This window comes from Mesorhizobium sp. M1396 (genome assembly GCF_040317725.1).
In the GTDB taxonomy this organism is placed as follows: Bacteria; Pseudomonadota; Alphaproteobacteria; order Rhizobiales; family Rhizobiaceae; genus Mesorhizobium.
In genome coordinates, this window is sequence record NZ_JAMYLA010000082.1 from 1 (window position 1) to 18,556 (window position 18,556).

General features: G+C 62.7%; 22 protein-coding genes. 10 read left to right on the top strand and 12 right to left on the bottom strand.

Annotated features, from left to right (window positions below; all coding sequences use genetic code 11):
- On the top strand, positions 1 to 1,000 hold a 1,000-nt coding region (locus NKH02_RS31955), incomplete at its 5' end, for an NADP-dependent oxidoreductase (protein WP_352883687.1).
- A gap of 21 nt (positions 1,001 to 1,021) precedes the next feature.
- Here the strand turns inward: NKH02_RS31955 and NKH02_RS31960 are convergent.
- The 4 genes from NKH02_RS31960 to NKH02_RS31975 all read right to left on the bottom strand — a co-directional run bounded on the left by NKH02_RS31960 (position 1,022) and on the right by NKH02_RS31975 (position 3,959).
- Positions 1,022 to 1,504: a VOC family protein gene (locus NKH02_RS31960; protein WP_352870497.1), complete on the bottom strand. Its 483-nt coding sequence runs from the start codon at positions 1,502 to 1,504 to the stop codon at positions 1,022 to 1,024.
- Between the two features lie 172 nt (positions 1,505 to 1,676).
- Positions 1,677 to 2,825, bottom strand: coding sequence for an amidohydrolase (locus NKH02_RS31965; protein WP_352883689.1), 1,149 nt, complete (start codon positions 2,823 to 2,825; stop codon positions 1,677 to 1,679).
- Positions 2,826 to 2,970: 145 nt separating this feature from the next.
- Complete coding sequence (locus NKH02_RS31970) at positions 2,971 to 3,426, bottom strand: hypothetical protein (RefSeq protein WP_352870499.1); 456 nt, start codon at positions 3,424 to 3,426, stop codon at positions 2,971 to 2,973.
- 89 nt (positions 3,427 to 3,515) lie between these two features.
- A complete protein-coding gene (locus NKH02_RS31975; RefSeq protein ID WP_352870500.1) occupies positions 3,516 to 3,959 on the bottom strand; it encodes an SRPBCC family protein in 444 nt (147 codons plus the stop codon).
- A 252-nt stretch (positions 3,960 to 4,211) separates the two neighbouring features.
- Between NKH02_RS31975 and NKH02_RS31980 the strand changes: the two genes are divergently transcribed.
- Positions 4,212 to 4,355 (top strand): hypothetical protein, encoded by a 144-nt coding sequence (locus tag NKH02_RS31980; RefSeq protein WP_352628923.1) that lies wholly within the window; start codon positions 4,212 to 4,214, stop codon positions 4,353 to 4,355.
- Positions 4,356 to 4,516: 161 nt separating this feature from the next.
- Here the strand turns inward: NKH02_RS31980 and NKH02_RS31985 are convergent, their stop codons facing one another.
- Positions 4,517 to 5,209, bottom strand: a complete 693-nt coding sequence (locus NKH02_RS31985; RefSeq protein ID WP_352870501.1) for a DUF2270 domain-containing protein — start codon at positions 5,207 to 5,209, stop codon at positions 4,517 to 4,519.
- A 431-nt stretch (positions 5,210 to 5,640) separates the two neighbouring features.
- Here NKH02_RS31985 and NKH02_RS31990 point away from each other — a divergent pair, with 431 nt between their 5' ends.
- The 3 genes from NKH02_RS31990 (at position 5,641) to NKH02_RS32000 (ending at position 8,342) form a co-directional block, all read left to right on the top strand.
- Entirely contained in the window at positions 5,641 to 6,156 is a 516-nt protein-coding gene (locus NKH02_RS31990) for an Hsp20/alpha crystallin family protein (RefSeq protein ID WP_352883691.1), read from the top strand.
- A gap of 125 nt (positions 6,157 to 6,281) precedes the next feature.
- Positions 6,282 to 7,004 (top strand): gamma-glutamylcyclotransferase, encoded by a 723-nt coding sequence (locus tag NKH02_RS31995; RefSeq protein ID WP_352883693.1) that lies wholly within the window; start codon positions 6,282 to 6,284, stop codon positions 7,002 to 7,004.
- 132 nt (positions 7,005 to 7,136) lie between these two features.
- Complete coding sequence (locus tag NKH02_RS32000; protein ID WP_352883695.1) at positions 7,137 to 8,342, top strand: acyltransferase family protein; 1,206 nt, start codon at positions 7,137 to 7,139, stop codon at positions 8,340 to 8,342.
- On the opposite strand, the gene NKH02_RS32005 is transcribed toward NKH02_RS32000, so the two are convergent.
- From NKH02_RS32005 to NKH02_RS32025, 5 genes are all read right to left on the bottom strand, one after another.
- Positions 8,282 to 10,261, bottom strand: coding sequence for a glycoside hydrolase family 127 protein (locus tag NKH02_RS32005; RefSeq protein WP_352883697.1), 1,980 nt, complete (start codon positions 10,259 to 10,261; stop codon positions 8,282 to 8,284). The genes NKH02_RS32000 and NKH02_RS32005 overlap by 61 nt on opposite strands.
- A 22-nt stretch (positions 10,262 to 10,283) precedes the next feature.
- Positions 10,284 to 11,141 carry a carbohydrate ABC transporter permease gene (locus NKH02_RS32010; protein WP_352883699.1) on the bottom strand — a complete coding sequence of 286 codons (858 nt, stop codon included), beginning with the start codon at positions 11,139 to 11,141 and terminating at the stop codon, positions 10,284 to 10,286.
- On the bottom strand, positions 11,141 to 12,064 hold the full coding sequence (locus NKH02_RS32015; RefSeq protein ID WP_352883701.1) for a carbohydrate ABC transporter permease: 924 nt from the start codon (positions 12,062 to 12,064) through the stop codon (positions 11,141 to 11,143). The genes NKH02_RS32010 and NKH02_RS32015 overlap by 1 nt, the downstream gene beginning before the upstream one ends.
- 216 nt (positions 12,065 to 12,280) lie before the next feature.
- Positions 12,281 to 13,519: an ABC transporter substrate-binding protein gene (locus tag NKH02_RS32020; protein WP_352883703.1), complete on the bottom strand. Its 1,239-nt coding sequence runs from the start codon at positions 13,517 to 13,519 to the stop codon at positions 12,281 to 12,283.
- A gap of 61 nt (positions 13,520 to 13,580) precedes the next feature.
- Positions 13,581 to 14,624 (bottom strand): LacI family DNA-binding transcriptional regulator, encoded by a 1,044-nt coding sequence (locus tag NKH02_RS32025; RefSeq protein WP_352883705.1) that lies wholly within the window; start codon positions 14,622 to 14,624, stop codon positions 13,581 to 13,583.
- A 670-nt stretch (positions 14,625 to 15,294) separates the two neighbouring features.
- On the opposite strand from NKH02_RS32025, the gene NKH02_RS32030 reads away from it, so the two are divergent.
- From NKH02_RS32030 to NKH02_RS32040, 3 genes are all read left to right on the top strand, one after another.
- Positions 15,295 to 16,218: a diguanylate cyclase domain-containing protein gene (locus NKH02_RS32030; protein WP_502913885.1), complete on the top strand. Its 924-nt coding sequence runs from the start codon at positions 15,295 to 15,297 to the stop codon at positions 16,216 to 16,218.
- Between the two features lie 172 nt (positions 16,219 to 16,390).
- A complete protein-coding gene (locus NKH02_RS32035; protein WP_352870510.1) occupies positions 16,391 to 16,597 on the top strand; it encodes a hypothetical protein in 207 nt (68 codons plus the stop codon).
- Between the two features lie 5 nt (positions 16,598 to 16,602).
- Positions 16,603 to 16,794: a hypothetical protein gene (locus NKH02_RS32040; RefSeq protein WP_352870511.1), complete on the top strand. Its 192-nt coding sequence runs from the start codon at positions 16,603 to 16,605 to the stop codon at positions 16,792 to 16,794.
- A gap of 85 nt (positions 16,795 to 16,879) precedes the next feature.
- On the opposite strand, the gene NKH02_RS32045 is transcribed toward NKH02_RS32040, so the two are convergent.
- Positions 16,880 to 17,146, bottom strand: coding sequence for a DUF1488 family protein (locus NKH02_RS32045; RefSeq protein WP_352870512.1), 267 nt, complete (start codon positions 17,144 to 17,146; stop codon positions 16,880 to 16,882).
- Complete coding sequence (locus tag NKH02_RS32050; RefSeq protein ID WP_023760015.1) at positions 17,143 to 17,391, bottom strand: hypothetical protein; 249 nt, start codon at positions 17,389 to 17,391, stop codon at positions 17,143 to 17,145. Before NKH02_RS32050 ends, NKH02_RS32045 begins: the two co-directional genes overlap by 4 nt.
- A 250-nt stretch (positions 17,392 to 17,641) precedes the next feature.
- Here NKH02_RS32050 and NKH02_RS32055 point away from each other — a divergent pair, with 250 nt between their 5' ends.
- Both NKH02_RS32055 and NKH02_RS32060 read left to right on the top strand, forming a co-directional pair.
- On the top strand, positions 17,642 to 17,956 hold the full coding sequence (locus NKH02_RS32055; protein WP_352870513.1) for a co-chaperone GroES: 315 nt from the start codon (positions 17,642 to 17,644) through the stop codon (positions 17,954 to 17,956).
- Positions 17,957 to 18,046: 90 nt separating this feature from the next.
- The coding region (locus NKH02_RS32060) for a TCP-1/cpn60 chaperonin family protein (RefSeq protein WP_352883707.1) at positions 18,047 to 18,556 on the top strand (510 nt) is incomplete at its 3' end.

Genomic DNA, 18,556 nt, shown 5'->3' on the forward strand with positions numbered 1-18,556 from the left:
GAAGGCATTCGTCGTCGACAAATATAGCAAGAAGGACACTCTGCGATTGGCCGAGATGCCGGAACCGGAACTCGGGGATAGCGATATCCTGGTCGAGGTCCACGCCGCGGCGGTGAACCTCCTCGATTCCAAGGTCAAAACCGGAGAGTTCAGCCTTATCCTGCCTTATCGCCGGCCCTTCATCCTGGGCCATGACGTGGCTGGGACGGTTGTCCGCGTGGGATCGAAAGTCCGCAAGTTCAGACCCGGCGACGATGTCTATGCGCGGCCGCGCGATGGCCGGATCGGGACATTCGCCGAGTTCATCGCCATGGATGAAGCCGACGTGGCCTTGAAGCCCAAAAACCTCAGCATGGAAGAGGCGGCCTCGATCCCGCTGGTCGGTCTGACCGCCTGGCAGGCGCTCGTCGGAAGGGCAAACCTGAAGAAAGGCCAGAAGGTCTTCATTCAGGCTGGCTCCGGCGGCGTGGGGACATTCGCCATCCAATTGGCAAAGCACCTCGGCGCGACGGTTGCGACCACCGCCAGTGCGGCAAGTGTCGATCTGGTCAAGGGGCTCGGCGCCGATGTCGTCGTCGACTACAGGAAAGATGACTTCGAGAAAGTCCTGTCGGGCTACGACGTGGTCTTGAACAGCCAGGACGCCAAAACGCTTGAAAAGTCCCTGAATGTGGTGAAACCGGGTGGCAAGCTCATCTCCATCTCCGGTCCGCCGGATCCCGACTTTGCCCGGGAAAAGGGACTGAACCCCGTGCTGAGGCTGATACTACGCTTGTTGAGCCGCGGTATCCGGACCAAAGCCAAACGCCGGGGCGTGGGGTTTTCATTCCTTTTCATGTGGGCGCAGGGTGATCAACTGGGCAAGATCACGTCGCTCATCGAATCCGGAGCAATCCGCCCGGTTGTCGATCGCATCTTTCCGTTCGAAGCGACCAATGAGGCTCTGGCCTATGTCGAGACAGGACGCGCCAAGGGCAAGGTGGTCATCAAGGTCAGATAGCAACTCAGCTGCGAAAGAGCGTCAGCCGCGCCGGGCCGCGTCGATCGCCGCGACGTCTATCTTCTTCATGTCCATCATAGCATCGAACGCACGCTTGGCTTCCCCGCCGCCGGCCGCCATCGCCTCGGTCAGTGTGCGCGGGGTGATTTGCCAGGACACGCCCCATTTGTCCTTGCACCAGCCGCACGCGCTTTCCTGGCCGCCATTGCCGACAATGGCATTCCAGTAGCGGTCGGTTTCCTGCTGATCGTCGGTGGCGATCTGGAACGAGAAGGCCTCGCTCTGTTTGAACGCCGAGCCGCCGTTCAATCCGATGCAGGGAATGCCGGCGACGGTGAATTCGACCGTCAACACATCGCCCTCCTTGCCGGATGGATAGTCGCTCGGCGCACGGTGAACGGCGCCTACCTTGGTGTCTGGAAAGGTCTCTGCGTAGAAGCGAGCCGCGGCCTCGGCGTCCTTGTCGAACCAGAGGCAAATCGTGTTCTTCGGCGTCTTTGGCATTGCGTGTTCCTTTCGATCCGAAGCCGGGTTTCCGTCGGGTCCCACCCACGCTCTTGTGACATAGGTCGCCGACCGTCTCTCGCCACCCTGGCGGAAGCAAGCCGCCAAGCGCTGCCGACCGCTTCGCGTCATAGTCCTCAGTGGGTCGCCTTTTTTCCTCGTCAGGCAGAAATCAGCCCAGAAGATTGCGTGCCGTGCGCATGAAGATCCTTGAGCCGATCGGGATCAGGTCGTCGGGAAAATCATAGTCCGGATTGTGCAACGCGGGGTGCCGCTCGCCCGCACCGAGGAAGAACATCGCCGACGAAGCGCTGTGGCCGAACAGGCCGAAATCTTCCGAGGCGCGCATCGGCAAGGCTTCTTCGCCATGCACGACGCCCTCTTCGTTGAGCGCGCGTTGCAGGTGCTCCACCGCATCCGGTGCGTTGACGCTGGCGACAAATATCTCGTGATAGTCCCACCGGGCGGAAAGACCATGCTGGCCTGCGATCTTGGTGACCAGCGCCTCGGCGGCGGCGCACAGGTCCGCCATGCGCTCGTCGCGTCGGGTCCGCAGCGTCGCCCACACCTCGGCATGACCAGGCGCGATGCCGAACACGGCTTCGCCCATCGCGGCGTGGGTGACGGTGACCATTGAGAAGTCGTCATCGGCGAAGGTTCCGCGCCCGAGCGCGGGCAGGGCCGGCATCAGTTGGCTGATCGCCAGCATCGGCGAGACGCCGGTCTCCGGCATCGACGAATGCGCGGTCTTGCCCTCCAGCACGATGCGCATGCCGCGTGAGGCGCAGTTGACCACGCCGGTTTTGAGCCGCACCTCGCCGAACGGCACGCCGGGCAGATTGTGGAGCGAGAAAGCGAAATCCGGCGCGATCTCGCCGAAGCGGGGATCGGCGACGACGCCGGCTGCGCCATTGCCGGTTTCTTCCGCCGGCTGGAACATCAGCACGACGCGGCCGCTTGCAGGCCTCTCGCGCCCCAGCTGGCGGCCGAGGGACGCCAGGATCGCCGTGTGTCCGTCATGGCCGCACATATGCGACTTGCCCGGCACGCGCGACGAATGGGGCACGCCTGAAAGCTCCTCGATCGGCAAGGCATCGAGTTCCGAACGGAACAGCACCGTCGGCCCCGCTCTGCCGCTGTCGTATATGGCCGCGACGCCGTGGCCGCCCAATCCGGTCAGCACCTTGTCCGGTCCCGTATCGGCGAGGAAGTCGACGACCTCTTTTGCCGTCTTCTGTTCTTCGTTCGAGATTTCCGGATGCTGGTGCAACTGGCGCCGCCACGCGGTCAATTCGACGATGTCTCGATTGGTCAGGGTCATGCTTTTTAGCCTCCGCTGCATTCTGACACGCCCGGACGCGGCGTGTCAGAATGCGATGACGAGTATCGACAAATGGCCGCGTCTGCCACACTCCAATCCTCAGGCTTTAGCGGGCCAGAAAATGCGGCACGTCCCGCGAATGGTCTTAGCGCACCCGGCTGGGGCACAGGGCTTTGAACTGGTCCAGCGTATAGTCGTATCCGGAAGCTCCCGAGCCATCCAGCACCACGTTTTCGTCGGTGTCCGATATCAGGTAATCCGTCGTCGCGCCTGCGTCGGGATTGCGGCCCTGGAAGAACATGTTCGCGCCGTAGAAGGTGGTGAATTTGCCGGTCCTGCAATTGGCTGATATCTCAAGATGCAAGGGCGTCTGCAACTCCTTGGCAATGCACTCCTCGGTCACCTTGCCAACATAGTCGCGGCAGAAGGCGGTCGCATTCCGCCTTGTGTGCTTGGCCACGATCCTAGCATCGGAGGACCCGATGCCGGATGTCTTGACGATGGTGACCTCCATTCCCGCCCTGGAACCGTAGTAGAGAGTTCTGGCCTCCGCCGATGTGGCCAGGATCAAAGCGGACAGCACGAGCAGCAAACGTCGCATGAAAGACCTCCCTTTGCCCGGGAAGGATTCCCGCGCACCATCGTTCGGTCAACCTCAATACGCGGTCGCCGCTGGCGCCGCGCTCCAGCCTATTGATTGATCTCGGGTTCGACGAGCCTTGCCAGGTTTCTGAGCGACTCCTGCCAACCGAGATAGCAGGCTTCGACCGGAATGACGTCCGGAATGCCGGCCTGGGTGATGTCAACCTCAGTGCCGACCGACACCTTTTTCAAGACGACGGTCACCTGGATCTCGCCGGGCAGATTGGGGTCGTCGAACCTGTCGGTGTAGAGCAGGCGTTCGCCCGGAACGAGTTCGAGATACTCGCCGCCGAAGGAATGACTGTCGCCGGTGGTGAAGTTGCGGAAGGACATCTTGAACGTGCCGCCGACCTTTGCCTCGAGGTGATGGACCGTGCAGGTGAAGCCGTTCGGCGGAAGCCACTTCGCCAGCGCGTCCGCTTCAACGAATGCGCGATAGACTTTCTCCGGGCTGGTCGTCAGAACGCGATGCAAACGTACGGTGCCGGGCATATGCTGGATCCTTTCATGGTTGTTTGTTCAGTGCCCAAAGGACGAACGAGGCGTGGCCAGTCCGACATAGGCTCTCGAATTTTTTAAGGCGCCTGGCCGCTGCCTGTCCGGCTGGCGCCCGCATGGCGTGCTCTGTTCAACCTCGTGCCCCGGCCAATGGTCGGCTATTCGATCTAATTTCTTTGCAAGCCGTTAAGGCGGCCATGCTGTTAATCAGTAGTTGCTAATGAATCCATCGACCTGGGATACGCCATGACCAAGAATCTCGGCAACGCACGTTATATGCCGCCAAAGGACGCCAAGGTCTCCGTGTTCAGCAAGGCCGCACCAGCTCTGTTCCCGTTGGTCGTGGCGGCACTGGGCTACATGATCGGCAAGCAGTTCTTCGGCCTCTAGGCTCGAAAATCAGTCTCCTGTGAAAGGGTAGATCAGGCGCCGATCTCGGTAACCGCCTCTGCCCTGGCCTCCGCGGAGCCGATACGCTCAAAAACGCCTCGGCGGACTGACCATCACAACCTGCGGGCCGTCATTTGCGTTGCAGCCGGCTGTCGCCAGCGTCAAACATGGACGTCGCCGAAGGAAAGTTCGCCGTCGTCGCCGGCCGCGAAGAAGGCAATGGCGAACAGCCCGACATAGAATGCCGCAACAATTGCCACGATCGCCACACCGGGAATCGGGCCAAGGGCAGCGCTGTCGACGGCCTCGCGAAGCGAGCCGACAAAGCCGGTCCTGACTCCTACGGCCTGAAGGCTGGGGGTCGATATCTTCACCACCCAGGCCAGCAGCAGGATCAGGAAGAGATAGAGGTAATTTCGCCGCAGGCGGCGCGCCAGCGCGACACGTTGCGACAGCAGGAATTTCGGCGCGCGCAGACCTTCGCCGACGATGAGCAGCCAATCCGAGGCGAAGTCGGGTTGGGGGGAGAAGATCTGTGCGAAATAGTGGCGCTCGAACTGACGCACGCGAGCCCGGTAGAAATCGAAGAACCGATAGCGGCGCGCCTCGATCCACAGCAGCAGCAGGATCAGCAGCATGGCGAAAAGCAGCACGCCGTGATGGGCGCTGGCCGTCGACAGCGACACCGACAGCATGGCGGCGACAACGGTGATCGCCCAATTGCTCGTGCGGTCGAGGCGGTCGCGCCAGCCGGCCATGCGCGCAATCTCCGCGCGGTGGAAATGCGACATTACGGTGACCAGTTCACTTGGCGAAAGCGATCTGCCGATGGGCGTTGCCGGCGCATCGTTCATGGCGCCCTCCAACCAGATAAAACGCCTCGCACGTGATCTCGTTCCGCGGCGTCCGGAATGGCCGAGGGATTTCGCACCGGCCGGCGGGCTTCCGCCACCGCGGTCAACGATCACATTGCATTGCCGGGTCTTGACCCCACCGCGACGAACCCCAAATCGATCATACCGGTGCCGACGCGGGTGCCGGCTTCATGGCGGCGCCGCGTTGGCCGATGGCGTTGTGACCATCGAACTCGGGCACCAGGTGCCGGAGGCGATGAAGGCGCGCGAGACCGGTCCGGGGCGCTTCCCAGGTGGAGCGGATCGGACCAGAAGGGAGCGAAAACAGAAAGCGCAAATGGGGTCTGGGTCAGACGGCGCATTGTCCCCGGAGCATGGCAGCAAGAGCATGTAAACGAACCAAAACCAGGATCAAGAAAGGAACAAATGCAATGACCATTCGTGATCTAATGCCATGGAGCCGCGACACCAACCAGGCTCCGACCCTCTTTCGCGACCGCGACCAGGACCCGTTCATGAGCCTGCATCGCGAGATGAACCGCCTTGTCGACGACATGTTTCGCGGCTTCGGTTCACGGCTTCCGTCCATGTTCTCTTCGGCCGGCGGTAGCTGGCCCAGCGTGGAAATCTCCGAAACGGACAAGGAGATCCGTGTGACGGCCGAAATACCCGGCATGGAGGATAAGGACATCGAGGTGTTGCTCGATGACGGCGTCCTGACGTTGCGCGGTGAAAAACACGCCGAAACCGACGACAAGGAGCGTCAGTTCTCCGAGCGGTTCTACGGCCGTTTCGAACGTCGCATTCCGATCGGCTTCGAAGTCGAAGAGGGCAAGGTCGCGGCCGATTTCCGCAACGGCGTGCTGTTCGTCACCTTGCCGAAGTCCGAAAAGGCGCAGAGCAGGACAAAGCGCATCCCCATCGGCGGCAAGAGCACCAAACACTAGAACAGATCAGCCGGGCGAGCACGTCGCGCACGCCCGGCATCAGTCACCGGATTTCGCGCCGGTCACATGGACCTTGAGAATCCCGCTGCCTTGGGCAACATGGCGGTGATGGGCGGGGCGCGAAAATGAACAAGCCGATTTCTGCCGTTTCGCCGCGCAAGGCGCCGATGGCGCTGAGCGAGGAACTCGTCGCCCGCACGATGCGCGCCGTCGAGGATGCCGGGCCGACACCGGGCATGGTTCACATGACCGACGCCGACTATGCGCGTATCCGCGACGAGGTGCTGGCATCGGCCCCAGCGGGGCCGGCAAAACTGTTTGCCTATGGCTCGCTGCTGTGGAAACCGGTCGGCGAGGTGAGGGGCGGCGAACGGGCGGTGGCGACGGGGTGGCATCGGTCCTTCTGTTTCACAGTCAAGCGCTTTCGCGGCACGGTCGAGCAGCCCGGCCTGATGATGGCGCTCGATCGTGGCGGCCAATGCCAGGGCATGGTGTTCGAGATCGCCGAACCTATTGCGGCCAATCTCGAAGTGCTGCTGCGCCGCGAGATGACCGTCCTGCCCGCCGTCAACGTGCCGCGCTGGCTGCAGGTCAGGACAGGCGACGGCCTATGCCGCGCGCTCGGCTTCGTCGTCGATCCCGCCAATCCGCGCTATGCCGGCAAGCTCGACAAGCAAGCGATCGCGGCGACGCTGGCGAGAGCCGTCGGCCATTGGGGTTCGGGCGCGCAATATCTTTTCGAGACCATCCGCCACCTCGACGCGTGCGGCATCCGCGACCGTAATCTTTGGCGGCTTCAGGAGCTGGTGGCCGAGGAGATACGAGGCGTACAGGCCAAGGATGCTTGAGGCCAAAGCATTTTGCGAAGCAATGCAGTGATTTCGGAAGCAGCAGCAGCGAGAATTTTAATGAATTGAAAATAGTTCTGTCCCAACGGTGACTTGAACACCGGCGCAGGGCACGGTGCGGGTGGGCCAACTATGAAATCCTCCACCGGAGAGCATTATCCAGCGCTGGACCACATTCGGGGCTTGGCGGCTTTTCTGGTCTTCACCTGGCATTTCCTTCATGAGTCTCCTCAAGGCCCAGTGCCTTATGGCTTCGTGCCGGCTCTTCCTATTTTCAGCTTTCTGGATGAAGGGCACACCGGCGTCTCACTGTTCATGGCGCTTTCCGGCTATCTGTTCGCCAAGCTGCTTGATGGAAAACAGATCAACTATCTGCCCTTCTTTGCCAACAGGGCACTCAGGCTCCTTCCGCTTCTGCTGGCCGTGATATGCATCGAGGCTTGCCGCAGGTACTGGGCCGGCCAGTCCCTGGAAGAGTACTTCACGGGGGTTGGCAAGGGGGTTCTTCTTCCCACCCTTTCGAATGGCGGCTGGTCGATAACGGTGGAAGCTCACTTCTATCTGCTGCTGCCGTTTTTGCTGATGGCATCCAGGCGGTTTGTGTTCGCGCCCTTGCTGTTCATCGCGGCAGCCATTGTGCTGAGGTCGGTCTTGTATGTGCAAATCGGCGAGATGCAATCGGCAGCATCCTTGACCATCATAGGACATGTGGATCAGTTTCTTGCCGGGATACTTGCCTTCCACCTGCGTGCCCACGCGAAGAACCGGCACTGGTTGGCGTTGGCCGTTCTCATAGCATTTTCGGGGTTCTTCTGGTGGTTCGATGCCGCCGGCGGATTTTACCAACTGGGACGTTATCCATCGCCCCATTGGATATGGATCATCCTGCCAACCTTGGAAGCGGCAGCATATTCATTCGGTATCGCCTACTACGACACAAGCTTTTCGAGAAAGCGAACAGGCCTGCCGTTCAAGATCCTGGAGAAGGCGGGGGCCTACAGCTATTCGATCTATCTTCTGCACCTGTTCTTCATCATGCAGTTGGCCGCGTTCATAGACGCGAATGTCATGAGCATCAGCAATTTCTACGTTGCATGCCTCTGGTCAGCACTCTGCTTCCTGGCGACGATTCCGATCGGCTATCTCAGCTACACATGCATCGAAGCGCCATTCCTGCGCCTTCGCCTACGCTATGTGGATGACAAGCCAGAAACCGCTGAACCAATCGTGTCTGGGATTCGATCGGTTGTCGCCATCGCCGATACACCAAACATTGTTCACCCGTCCCTGAGCCAAACCAGCATTTCGCCAGGCTCGCGGTTGTCCCAGGCGAAATAGGGAATGGCGGTCAGGCGCGTCTCTGTCGTGGCCGGCGGTTCGGGCCTGTAGAGCTCGCTTTGCCATCCGTCTGTGGCATCGGCTTGCGCGATAGCCGACAGCGTCACCACGCCGCCGAGAAGCTCCGGCCGATCCCGCGCTTCGAGGCTGGCCGTCCTCGGCAGCGTCAGCCGATGCAGTTGGCTGTCATTGTCGGTCGCCTCGACGCAGTAGATCAGCGGACCGCGCGATAGCGCGACGCCGCCGGCATCCTGGCGCACCCGCGGGTTGGCGTAGAGCCGCTCGATCGGCATTTCGAGATCGAGCCGCACCTGGTCGCCCTTTTTCCATGTCCGCCGGATCGCGGCGTAGCCGTCGCTGGTGACATCCGCCAGCTTGACCGCCTCACCATTGACCTTGAGCGCGGCGTCGGTGCTCCACGCCGGGATGCGCAAATGCAGCGTGAACTCAAGCGGCGACCGCGGCTCGAGCGTGAACTCGACGGCGCCGTCCCAGGGATAGCGGCTTGCCTGCGTCAGGCTCACCGGTGTGCCTGATATGTCGAAGCGGGCGGTCGAGTCGCCATAGAGATGGACGGCCAGCGCGTCGTCGGCCAGGCTGTAGAAATAGCTGCCGATCGAGGCGACCATGCGCCCGATATTGGGCGGACAGCATGGGCAGCGGTGCCATTTCCAGCGATTGTGGGCGCCTCGGCTTTCGAGCGGGTTCTCGTAGAAGAACAGCGAGCCGTCAAGCGACAGGCCCGAGATCGAGCCATTGTAGAGGGCGCGTTCCATCATGTCGGCGTAACGGGCGTTCGGCCCCATGCCGAGCATGCGGCTGGCCCAGAACACCAGTCCGACCGCAGCACAGGTCTCGGCATAGGCGCTTTCGTTGGGCAGGTCGTAGTCGCTGGTGAAACCTTCATTGTGAGCCGACGGCCCGAGCCCGCCGGTGATGTAGAGGCTCTTGGTGGTGAGATCGTCCCACAGACGGTCGAGTGCCACGCGCAAGCTGTCGTCCCCATATTCGGTAGCGATGTCGGCCATGCCCGAATAGAGGTACATCGCCCTGACCGCGTGGCCGACGACCTTGTCTTGCTCGCGCACTGGAATGTGCGACTGGCTGTATTCATAGGTCTTGAAATGATAGGCCTTCGGGTCGGCGCCACGGGCGCGCGCCTCCTCGTCGAAATAATGCGGCTGCTGGCCACGCTGGTCGATGAAGTATTTGGCGAGGTCCATGTATTTCCGCTCGCCGGTCACCCGCGCCAGCTTGACCAGCGCCAGCTCGATCTCCTCGTGGCCGCAATAGCCCTTCTTCTTGCCGGGCTCGGGGCCAAGCACCGATGCGATATGGTCGGCATAGCGGCACATGATGTCGAGCAGCTTGCGTTTTCCCGTCGCCTGGTAATAGGCGACCGCGCCCTCGATCAGATGGCCGGCGCAATAGAGCTCATGGCAGTCGCGCAGATTGGTCCAGCGCTTGCCCGGCTGGATGCGCTGGTACCAGCTGGAGAGATAGCCGTCCTCTTGCTGCAGCTTGCCGTACATGTCGATGACGGCATCGATCTTCTTCTCCAGTTCGGGGTTCTTGCGCCGGTAGAGCGAATAGGCCGCGGTCTCGATCGTCTTGCCGAGATCGGAATCCCAGAACATCTGCGTGGTCACGGTCGATCCCGTGAATTCCGCGCCCTGGCGGTCGGCCTCGTCGGGCGAGGGCGAGTGGAAAGGAATGACGACGCCTGGCGAGGGCCGGTCCGGGTCGATCTGCTCCAGCATCCGGGCCTCGACGCAGCGGTCGTAGAGGATATCGGCGGTGCGCGTGGCCACCGCGTCGGCGCGGTCGCCCCAGAAGCCGTGCACGTCGACCTGCGGCACCGGCAGCGGGCGGAAGGCGAGCTTTGGTTTCCCGGTTTTTGCGGATGGCGATGCGGTCATGAACTTACTCCATTCGGTCGGTCTATTTCACGGCCCCGGCCATCAGGCCGCGGATGTAGAAGCGCTGCAGGACCAGGAACAGGATGAGGCAGGGCACCATCATCACGGTGACGCCCGCCTGCACCGCACCCCAGTCGATGGCGCCGAAGCGGCCCGACTGCAGTGCCGTCATCATCACCGGCAGCGTGAACTTGGACTGGTCGGTCATCAGCACCAGTGCTGCGAGGAATTCGTTCCAGGCGCCGAGGAAGGCAAACAGCGCGATGGTGACGACGCCCGGCCAAACCAGCGGCAGCATCACCTTCAAAAGCATGGTGACATTGCCGGCGCCGTCCATGCGGGCGGCTTCCTCGATCTCGCGCGGCACGGCGTCGAAGGCGTTGCGCATCATGAAGATCGAGAACGGCAGCTGCAGCGTCACATAGACGCCGACCAAGCCGGTCAGTGTGTTGTGCAGGCCAAGCTTGGTGAGCACCAGGAAGATCGGCGTCAGGATCGACTGGAACGGGATCATGATCGTCGACAGGATGAGGATGAAGAACAGGTCCTTGAACGGAAAGCGAAACCGCGAAAAACCGTAGCCGGCCAGCACGCTGACGGCGACCGACAGCAGCACCGTCATAACCGAGACATAGATGCTGTTTTGCGCCGAGACCCACAGCCCGTCGCCGAAGCTGTTGAGCGTGGCATAATTCTCCAGCGAGAAGCCTGACGTCGGCCAGGGCGGCAGCGGCGGCAGACGCGCTTCGGCCGCCGGCTTGAACGCCGACAGCACCGCCCAGACGATCGGCGCCGCAAACAGCGCCGAGGCGATGATGCCGGTCGAATGCTCGCCGATGCGGGCCAGGAGCCGGCGGTTGCGGGAAGCGGCCTGCGCCATCAGTCGAGCCCCTCCGGCTTGCGCAGCAGCCACAGCTGGACCAGGCTAAGCGCCACAAGGACGACAAGCAGCACCATCGAGAGCGCGGCACCATAGCCGAGCTTGAACGAGACGAAAGACTGGTTGAAGATCCAGTAGACCGCCGTCAGCGTCTGGTTGCGCGGGCCGCCGCGCAGGATGATGTAGAACTGGTCGAAGGCGAGGATCGAGCCGGCGACAGACAGGATCAGCGCAAGCGCCAGCGTGCGGCGCATCAGCGGCAAAGTGATCGCCCGGAACCTGGCGAACGGCCCGGCGCCGTCGATGACGGCCGCCTCCTGCAGGTCCTGCGGGATCGATTGCAGGCCGGCCATCAGGATGATCATGGTGAAGCCGGCAACCTTCCAGACGACCATGGCGATGATCGACCAGAAGGCCGGCTGGAAGGTGGCCAGCAGGTTGAATTTCTTGTCGATCAGGCCGAGATCGTAGGCAGCGGGGCTGAACAGGCCGGAATCGACATTCAAGAGCCATGACCAAAGCAGGCTGGCCGAGGCGAAACCGACAACCGCCGGCATGAAGAACATGGTCCGGTAGAGATTGGTCAGCGGCCGCGGCCGTTCGACGAACAGCGCCAGCGGAAACGCCACCACGAAGATCGCGATGGTGACGATCACGGTGTAGTAGGCGGTGAAGCGCAGCGCATTCCAGAACCTTGTGTCGCGCAGAATGGCGACATAGTTGCCGAGGCCGATAAAGCTGTGCTCGCCCATCAAGGGCCAGTTGTGCAGTGACATCCATGCCGTCATGCCGAGCGGGATGAGAAAGAAGACGACGACCAGCGCGACAGCCGGCGCGACATAGAGCAGGCCGATCCACTGCCGGCGGCCGGCGAGTTTGCGGGCGCGGGGCGGGGCGGTGGTTGCTGCGGTGATGACGGTCATGGCTGCTCATCCGTTGGCACTGCGTCCCCCTCCCCCTCGAGGGGAGGGTCCGGCCGAAGGCCGGGGTGGGGTCTTCTGCGAAGCGCGCCGACATCAAGAAAAACGTCGAGCACTTCCGAGGCGACCCCACCCAGACCTACGGTCCGACCTCCCCTCAAGGGGGAGGTGGGGCGGCCACCCGCCCAGGGAGACAGGCGGGCGGCCGGCAGGCGCCGCTTATTTCTGCGGCGCCTGGTCGATGATCGACTGCATCGTCTCCTGCGCATTGGCGATCGCGCCGTCGACATCGTCGCCGAAGAAGACCTCGTTGATCATCTGCGTCCACGGCCCGTTGGCGGAGTTGATCAGGTCGTTGAACACCACCGAATAGGGCGTGCGGCCCTTGGCCATGGCCTCGGCGGCGATCTGGTAGCGCGGATCGAGATCCTTCAGCGCATCCTTGGCGATGTCGCCGCGCACCGGCAGGCTGCCGTATTTGGCGAGGATCGTCTGGCCCTCGAGCGAGTAGGCGAAATCGAGGAACTCCTTCACCACGGGCAGTTTCGTTGTGCCCTTGGTGACGACGAAATTGTCGCCGCCGGCAAAGGACGACCAGCCGCTATCCTTGCCCGGCAGGAAGGTGACGCCGTAGTCGATATCGGGATACTGGGTGTTGAGCGCGCCGATGGCGAAGGCGCCGGACGGCGAGATGCCGATATTGCCGGCGGCGAAGGCGGCAAAGAAGTTGGCGCCGGTATCGGTCTGCGCGCCTGCCGGCACCAGGTCCTTCTTGACCATCGAGCGGTAGAGATCGATGGCGCCGCGCAATTGCGGGCTGTCCAGCGTCGCCTTCGAGCCGTCCTCCGAGAGGATGTCGCCGCCCGACGCCCAGATCAGCGGCGTGAAGGTGAAGATGTTGCAGCCGCCGCAATTGCCCGAGAAGTAGAAGCCCTTGATGTTGCCGCCGAGCGCGTTGACCTTCTCTGCGTCGGCCGCGATCTCGGCCCAGTTGGCCGGGCCTTTTTCAGGGTCGAGGCCGGCCTGCTTGAACAGTTTCTTGTTCCAGATCAGCACCGAGGCGTCGGCCGAGAAGGGCAGGCCGTAAATGTGATCCTTATAGGTGCCGGTCTTCACATGCGCCGGCGACAGGCTGGCGAAATAGGGCAGGGACTTGGCCCAGTCGGTAATGTCCTCCAGCTGGCCGGCAGCGGCGAAGGACGGCGTGTAGATCAGGTCGAGCGACAGCGCGTCGGGCGCCGTGCCGCCGGCGGCCGCGGCACCGTATTTCGGGATGATCTCGGCATTGGGGATGATGTCCAGCTTGACCTGGTTGGTGTGCGCCTTGTTGTAGGCGTCGACGATCCTCGGCATGAAATTCGAGCCGTCGGCGCGCACCCAGATGTTGGCCGTCTCGGCGGCGGGACCGCTACCCAGAACGGCAGCGGCCAGGGCCAGTTTGGCAATCAGGTTCCTCATGTTCTCCTCCTCCAGGTTTGGCCGCGCTCCGCGGCTTGGCGCCGATCGCGGCGCTTGGTTTTCAGCCATCCAGCGGATGGCCGCATGACTGCCGCACCACCAGCCGGCACGGCAGTTTTCGAATGCCCGGCGCGGCGGGCTTGCCGCCGACCAGCGAAAGCAGGGTCAGCCCGGCCTCGCGCCCGAGCGCGACCAGGTTCATGTCGATGGAGGTCAGCGGCGGGCGCGTCGCCTCGGCCACGATCTCCCAATTGTCGAAACCGATCACGCCGACATCGCCCGGAACGTTCAGGCCTCGCTCGCGCAAGGCATCGATGACGCCGCGCGCGATCTGGTCGTTGCCGCAGAAGACGGCGTCCGGCCTCTCGCTCTTGCCGTCGAACAGGTGCGCCACCGCCTGATGACCCCAGGCTTCCGACCAGGAACCGAGCAGCGGCTCGGTGACCGGCAGGCCGTTTTCGACGAGCACGTCGCGGTAAGCCTGCGCCCTGGCGTGCACCACGGCAAAGCTCGCCGGCCCGGTGACATGGGCGATGCGCTTCCAGCCCAACCGGCACAGATGCTCGACCGCCAGCCGGGCGCCGTCGGCGTCGTCGGAAACAAAGGCGATGGCGTCGGGATCGGGCTGCGTGAAGGCATAGATCACCGGGACGCGCAGATTGGAGAGGTCGACGGGCAGATGGCGGTCGATGCGCTTGCCGGTGGCGATGATGCCGTCGACGCGCTTGTCGAGCATGGCGTCGACATGCAACTGGCCCAGCCGCGGATCCTCCTCGACATTGCACAGGAACACCGAGACGCCGTTGTCGACCAGCGCGTCCGAAATGCCCGACATCAGCGGCAGCGAGAAGCGGCCATAGGTATCGTTGGTGAGCAGGCCGACGGTGAAGCTGCGCCGCCGGAGCAGGCTCTGCGCCAGGCTGTTGGGCCGGAAGCCGAGACGCCGGGCCGTCTCGCGAATGCGCTCGCGCGTCTCGGCGGTCATCCGTCCCTGGTCGTTGAGCGCCTTCGAGGCGGTGGCGACGCTGACGCCGGCTTCAGCCGCCACGTCACGCAGGGTGACTGGCTTGGAAAAGACCGGAACAGGCAGATCGTCCGATGCCATCGCGCCGAGAATCCTTAAGCTGGGAAAAGGTTTTCTCTTAAGGCCCGAAAAAAGACCCAGCACATGGCCAAGCCCGATCGGAACTGTTTGGAAAAACCTTTTCTCAAGTCAAGGCTAGGCCAGATCGGGAGGTCGTTCAAGGGGAAAAGTGGTTTGGGTCAGGGCAATCGCGTCAGGTTCTGGCATTTGCCCCATCACCCGAACGTTTGCGCCGCCCCTCACCTGCCTGCCGGCATCCTCTCCCCGTATAGTGACGGGGAGAGGGGCGCTCTCATCGACGGTTTCGCCAACCTCCAGCGTTGCAAGAAGGGTACCGAGATTGCGGCAAGCTCCTTCTCCCCGTCACTATACGGGGAGAAGTGCCCGGCAGGGCGATGAGGGGCGGCGCCAACTTCAACGATTGATGGGCTCGTCCAAAATTGTCGGCGGATACGCAGTCCGGTTCCGGCGAAGCAGCCCATCATCAGCGAAGTGTTAATCGCTTGCGCGCCATGGTGGTCTCCCGCCAAGACAGCAGAGCCTCGCCATGTCCGATACGCCCTAAAGTCCGAAAGGCCCGGCGCGGGCCGCGCAGCCCGGCAGGCGCGCGGGGCACGACAGTTCCGACGAACGACACCGCGCCGTCGCCACCATCGCTCGGCTCAAGGCGGAACTCGCCGCGCAGGGGGCATTGATCGCCAAGCAGGAGCTCTCGCTGGCGCACAGCCGCAAAATCTTCGACCGCGCCTCGGTCGCAGCGCGCCTCGGCGTGTGGGAATGCAGCCTGCCCGACGAGCAGCTGGCATGGACCGACGTGGTCTATGACCTGTTCGACCTGCCGCGTGGCTCAGTGCTCGATCGCTCGGAGATCATCAAATGCTACCCGGCGGAGTCGCGCAAGGCGCTGGAGACGATGCGCGGCCGCGCGATCGCCGAGCGCAGCGGTTTCAATCTCGATGCCGAGATCACCACTTTCGCCGGCCGCAGCCGCTGGATCCGCATCACCGCGACCGTCGAGTGCGAGGCGGGCGTTCCCGTGCGCATCTTCGGCATGAAGCAGGACATCACCGAGGAGAAGATCCTGTCGGACCGGATGCGCTATCTCGCCGAATATGACGTCATGACCGGGCTGGCCAACCGCGGCCGCTTCCAGGCGCGGCTGGTGCATGCAGACGAGGGCCGCCCGCTCGGCGCGCTGCTCCTGGTCGATCTCGACGGCTTCAAGGCCGTCAACGATACGTTCGGCCACGTCGTCGGCGACGAGTGCCTGAAGGAGGCGGCGAAGCGGCTTGCCGCCGGCTGCGGCGAGGCCGATCTGGTGGCGCGCGTCGGCGGCGACGAGTTCGCGGTGCTGCTTGGACCGCATCTCGACCGCGGCGCTGTCTCCAGCCTGGCGCGCCGCATCATCGAGGCGATGGGCAAGCCGGTCGCGGCCTGCGGCCAATCGCTCGGGCTCGGCGCCTCGGTCGGCATCGCCTTCATCGAAGCAGGCGCGTCCGGCGATCTGTTCACGCAGGCCGACACCGCGCTCTATGCCGCCAAGGCGGCAGGGCGCAACACGTTCCGCATCTTCAAGGTCGAGGCCGGCGTGAGAGGCCGCAGCGCCGCGGCCTGAGGGCTGGCGGTTGTTGCCGTACAGCTTTGCCGACCGGGCCTGCGCCTCTTCCACCGATGCAGTCGTTGGCGCCTATTTTTCACTTGGCATGCACAGCGCTCGCGAAAAGAGTGCTATGGAAGGGGCGTGAGCATCCTTTGCTCCGCTCTTCCCGACATTCGAGGTCATTTTCGTGCGTGAACCGTCGCTGCTGCCTGTCTTTGGAAAACTTGGCCTCAAGGCTCCTGTCGCCTTCGCGGCGGCGCCGGCCCGGCCGGCGGGTGTCGTGCCGCGCCTGCGGGAGCTTCTGGCCGCGCATGGCGGCATGGTGCTGAAGCTGTCGGTCATTGCCTGGACGGTGCTGATCCTGGGCGCCGTGTTTTTCATGATGCAGGGCTGATCGGGATGGCCAACCGCTACACGCTGCGCATGGAGCTTCCCCAGAGCTGGAGCATCATCGACGTCTTCACCGGCCAGCCTGCCGTTGTCCGGCAAAAGGTGATGGTGGGAATGGGCCCGCGTGAGGCCGAGGACATGGTCATGCAGATGAATGTCCGCGACGTCAAACGCCGCGAGCGGGCCGAGCGCAAGCCCTGATCCGTAGCGGCCATTGCGTCAGGACAGCATTTCGCCGCCGCAAGAAGCCCGCCGCACCTCAAATCGAGGATTCCCGTGAGGCTGATCAGCCGAAATCGGCCGCCGTCAGCACATACATGCTCTTGTGGGTGCGGCCGTAGGCCTTCGATGCCACCTCGCGGATGGTGTTGCTCTCGGTGTCGAATGTGGCGAGGTAGCCGGCTTCATCGGCCGCGGCTCCCGGCCGCATCTTGGCCATGGCGTCGGCGGCGACGGAGAAGGAGATCTGGAACATGCCGTCATGTCCGACGAAACGGATACGCTGGCCGGCCTCGTCATAGCTGCGGCTGCGGTTTGGGAAGGTGAGACTCATGTCTTGGCCTCCGTGGCTTTCTTGGTCACCCGCTTCTTCTTCGGCGTCGGATTGAGGGCCTCGGCGACGCGGTCGGCCTCTTCCTTGGCCAGCCGCAGCTCCCTCAGCCTTGCCGTCTTGATCTCCCGGGCCCTCGCTTCGGACATATATTCGGCGGTTGCCTTGTTTTTCTCCGCTGTCTTTTTCTGCTTGTCGACAAAGCGGGCTTCAGCTTTTTCCATGATCGTCTGATTGCCTTCGGCCATCGAAGAAATCTCCCTTGTACCTGAAATCGTGAAAGTGAACTCGTCCGATAAATAGGCACTCGATCGGCAAAATTCAATCTTTTGAATTATTTGACACTCTGCGGATATCACGAAACCGGCTGCCGAAATAATACTTTTGAATATTTAATTTCGGGTGCGAATAATTTTTGGCACTCCTATCTATCGAGTGCTAATGCGTTTATAGAAAGGGGGCGTGGCCGCCTGTGCCGGCCCCAGAAAGAAAGTTCCCATGAAATTTCGGCCACTCCACGACCGCGTCGTCATTCGTCGCGCCGAAGGCGATATCAAATCCAAAGGCGGTATCATCATCCCCGACAATGCCAAGGAAAAGCCGCAGGAAGGCGAAGTCATCGCCGTTGGACCTGGCGCACGCGATGAAAATGGCGCGCTTGTTCCGCTCGACGTCAAGGCCGGCGACTTCATCCTGTTCGGCAAATGGTCGGGCACCGAGGTCAAGATCGACGGCGAGGACCTTCTGATCATGAAGGAAGCCGACATCATGGGCGTCATCGAGAAGGCCGTCGAGGCCAAGAAGGCCGCCTGACTGGAGCGCCATGCATCCTTCGGGGTGCGCTCCAAGCATTGATCATGGAGGGCAGGGCTCTGCCGTCCTCAACCGAACTGGATAAAAATCATGTCTGCCAAGGAAATCAAATTCTCCACCGATGCGCGCGACCGCATGCTGCGCGGCGTCGAAATCCTCACCAATGCGGTGAAGGTCACGCTCGGCCCCAAGGGGCGCAACGTCATCATCGACAAGGCCTATGGCGCGCCGCGCATCACCAAGGACGGCGTCACGGTTGCCAAGGAAATCGAGCTTGCCGACAAGTTCGAGAACATGGGCGCGCAGATGGTGCGCGAAGTGGCCTCGAAGACCAACGATCTGGCCGGTGACGGCACCACCACCGCCACGGTGCTGGCCGCCTCGATCCTGCGCGAAGGCGCCAAGCTGGTCGCCGCCGGCATGAACCCGATGGACCTCAAGCGCGGCATCGACCAGGCGGTTTCCGCCGTGGTCAAGGAAATCCAGGCGCGCGCCAAGAAGGTCAAGTCGTCGGCCGAGATCGCCCAGGTTGGTACGATCGCCGCCAATGGCGACGCGTCGGTCGGCGCCATGATCGCCAAGGCGATGAACAAGGTCGGC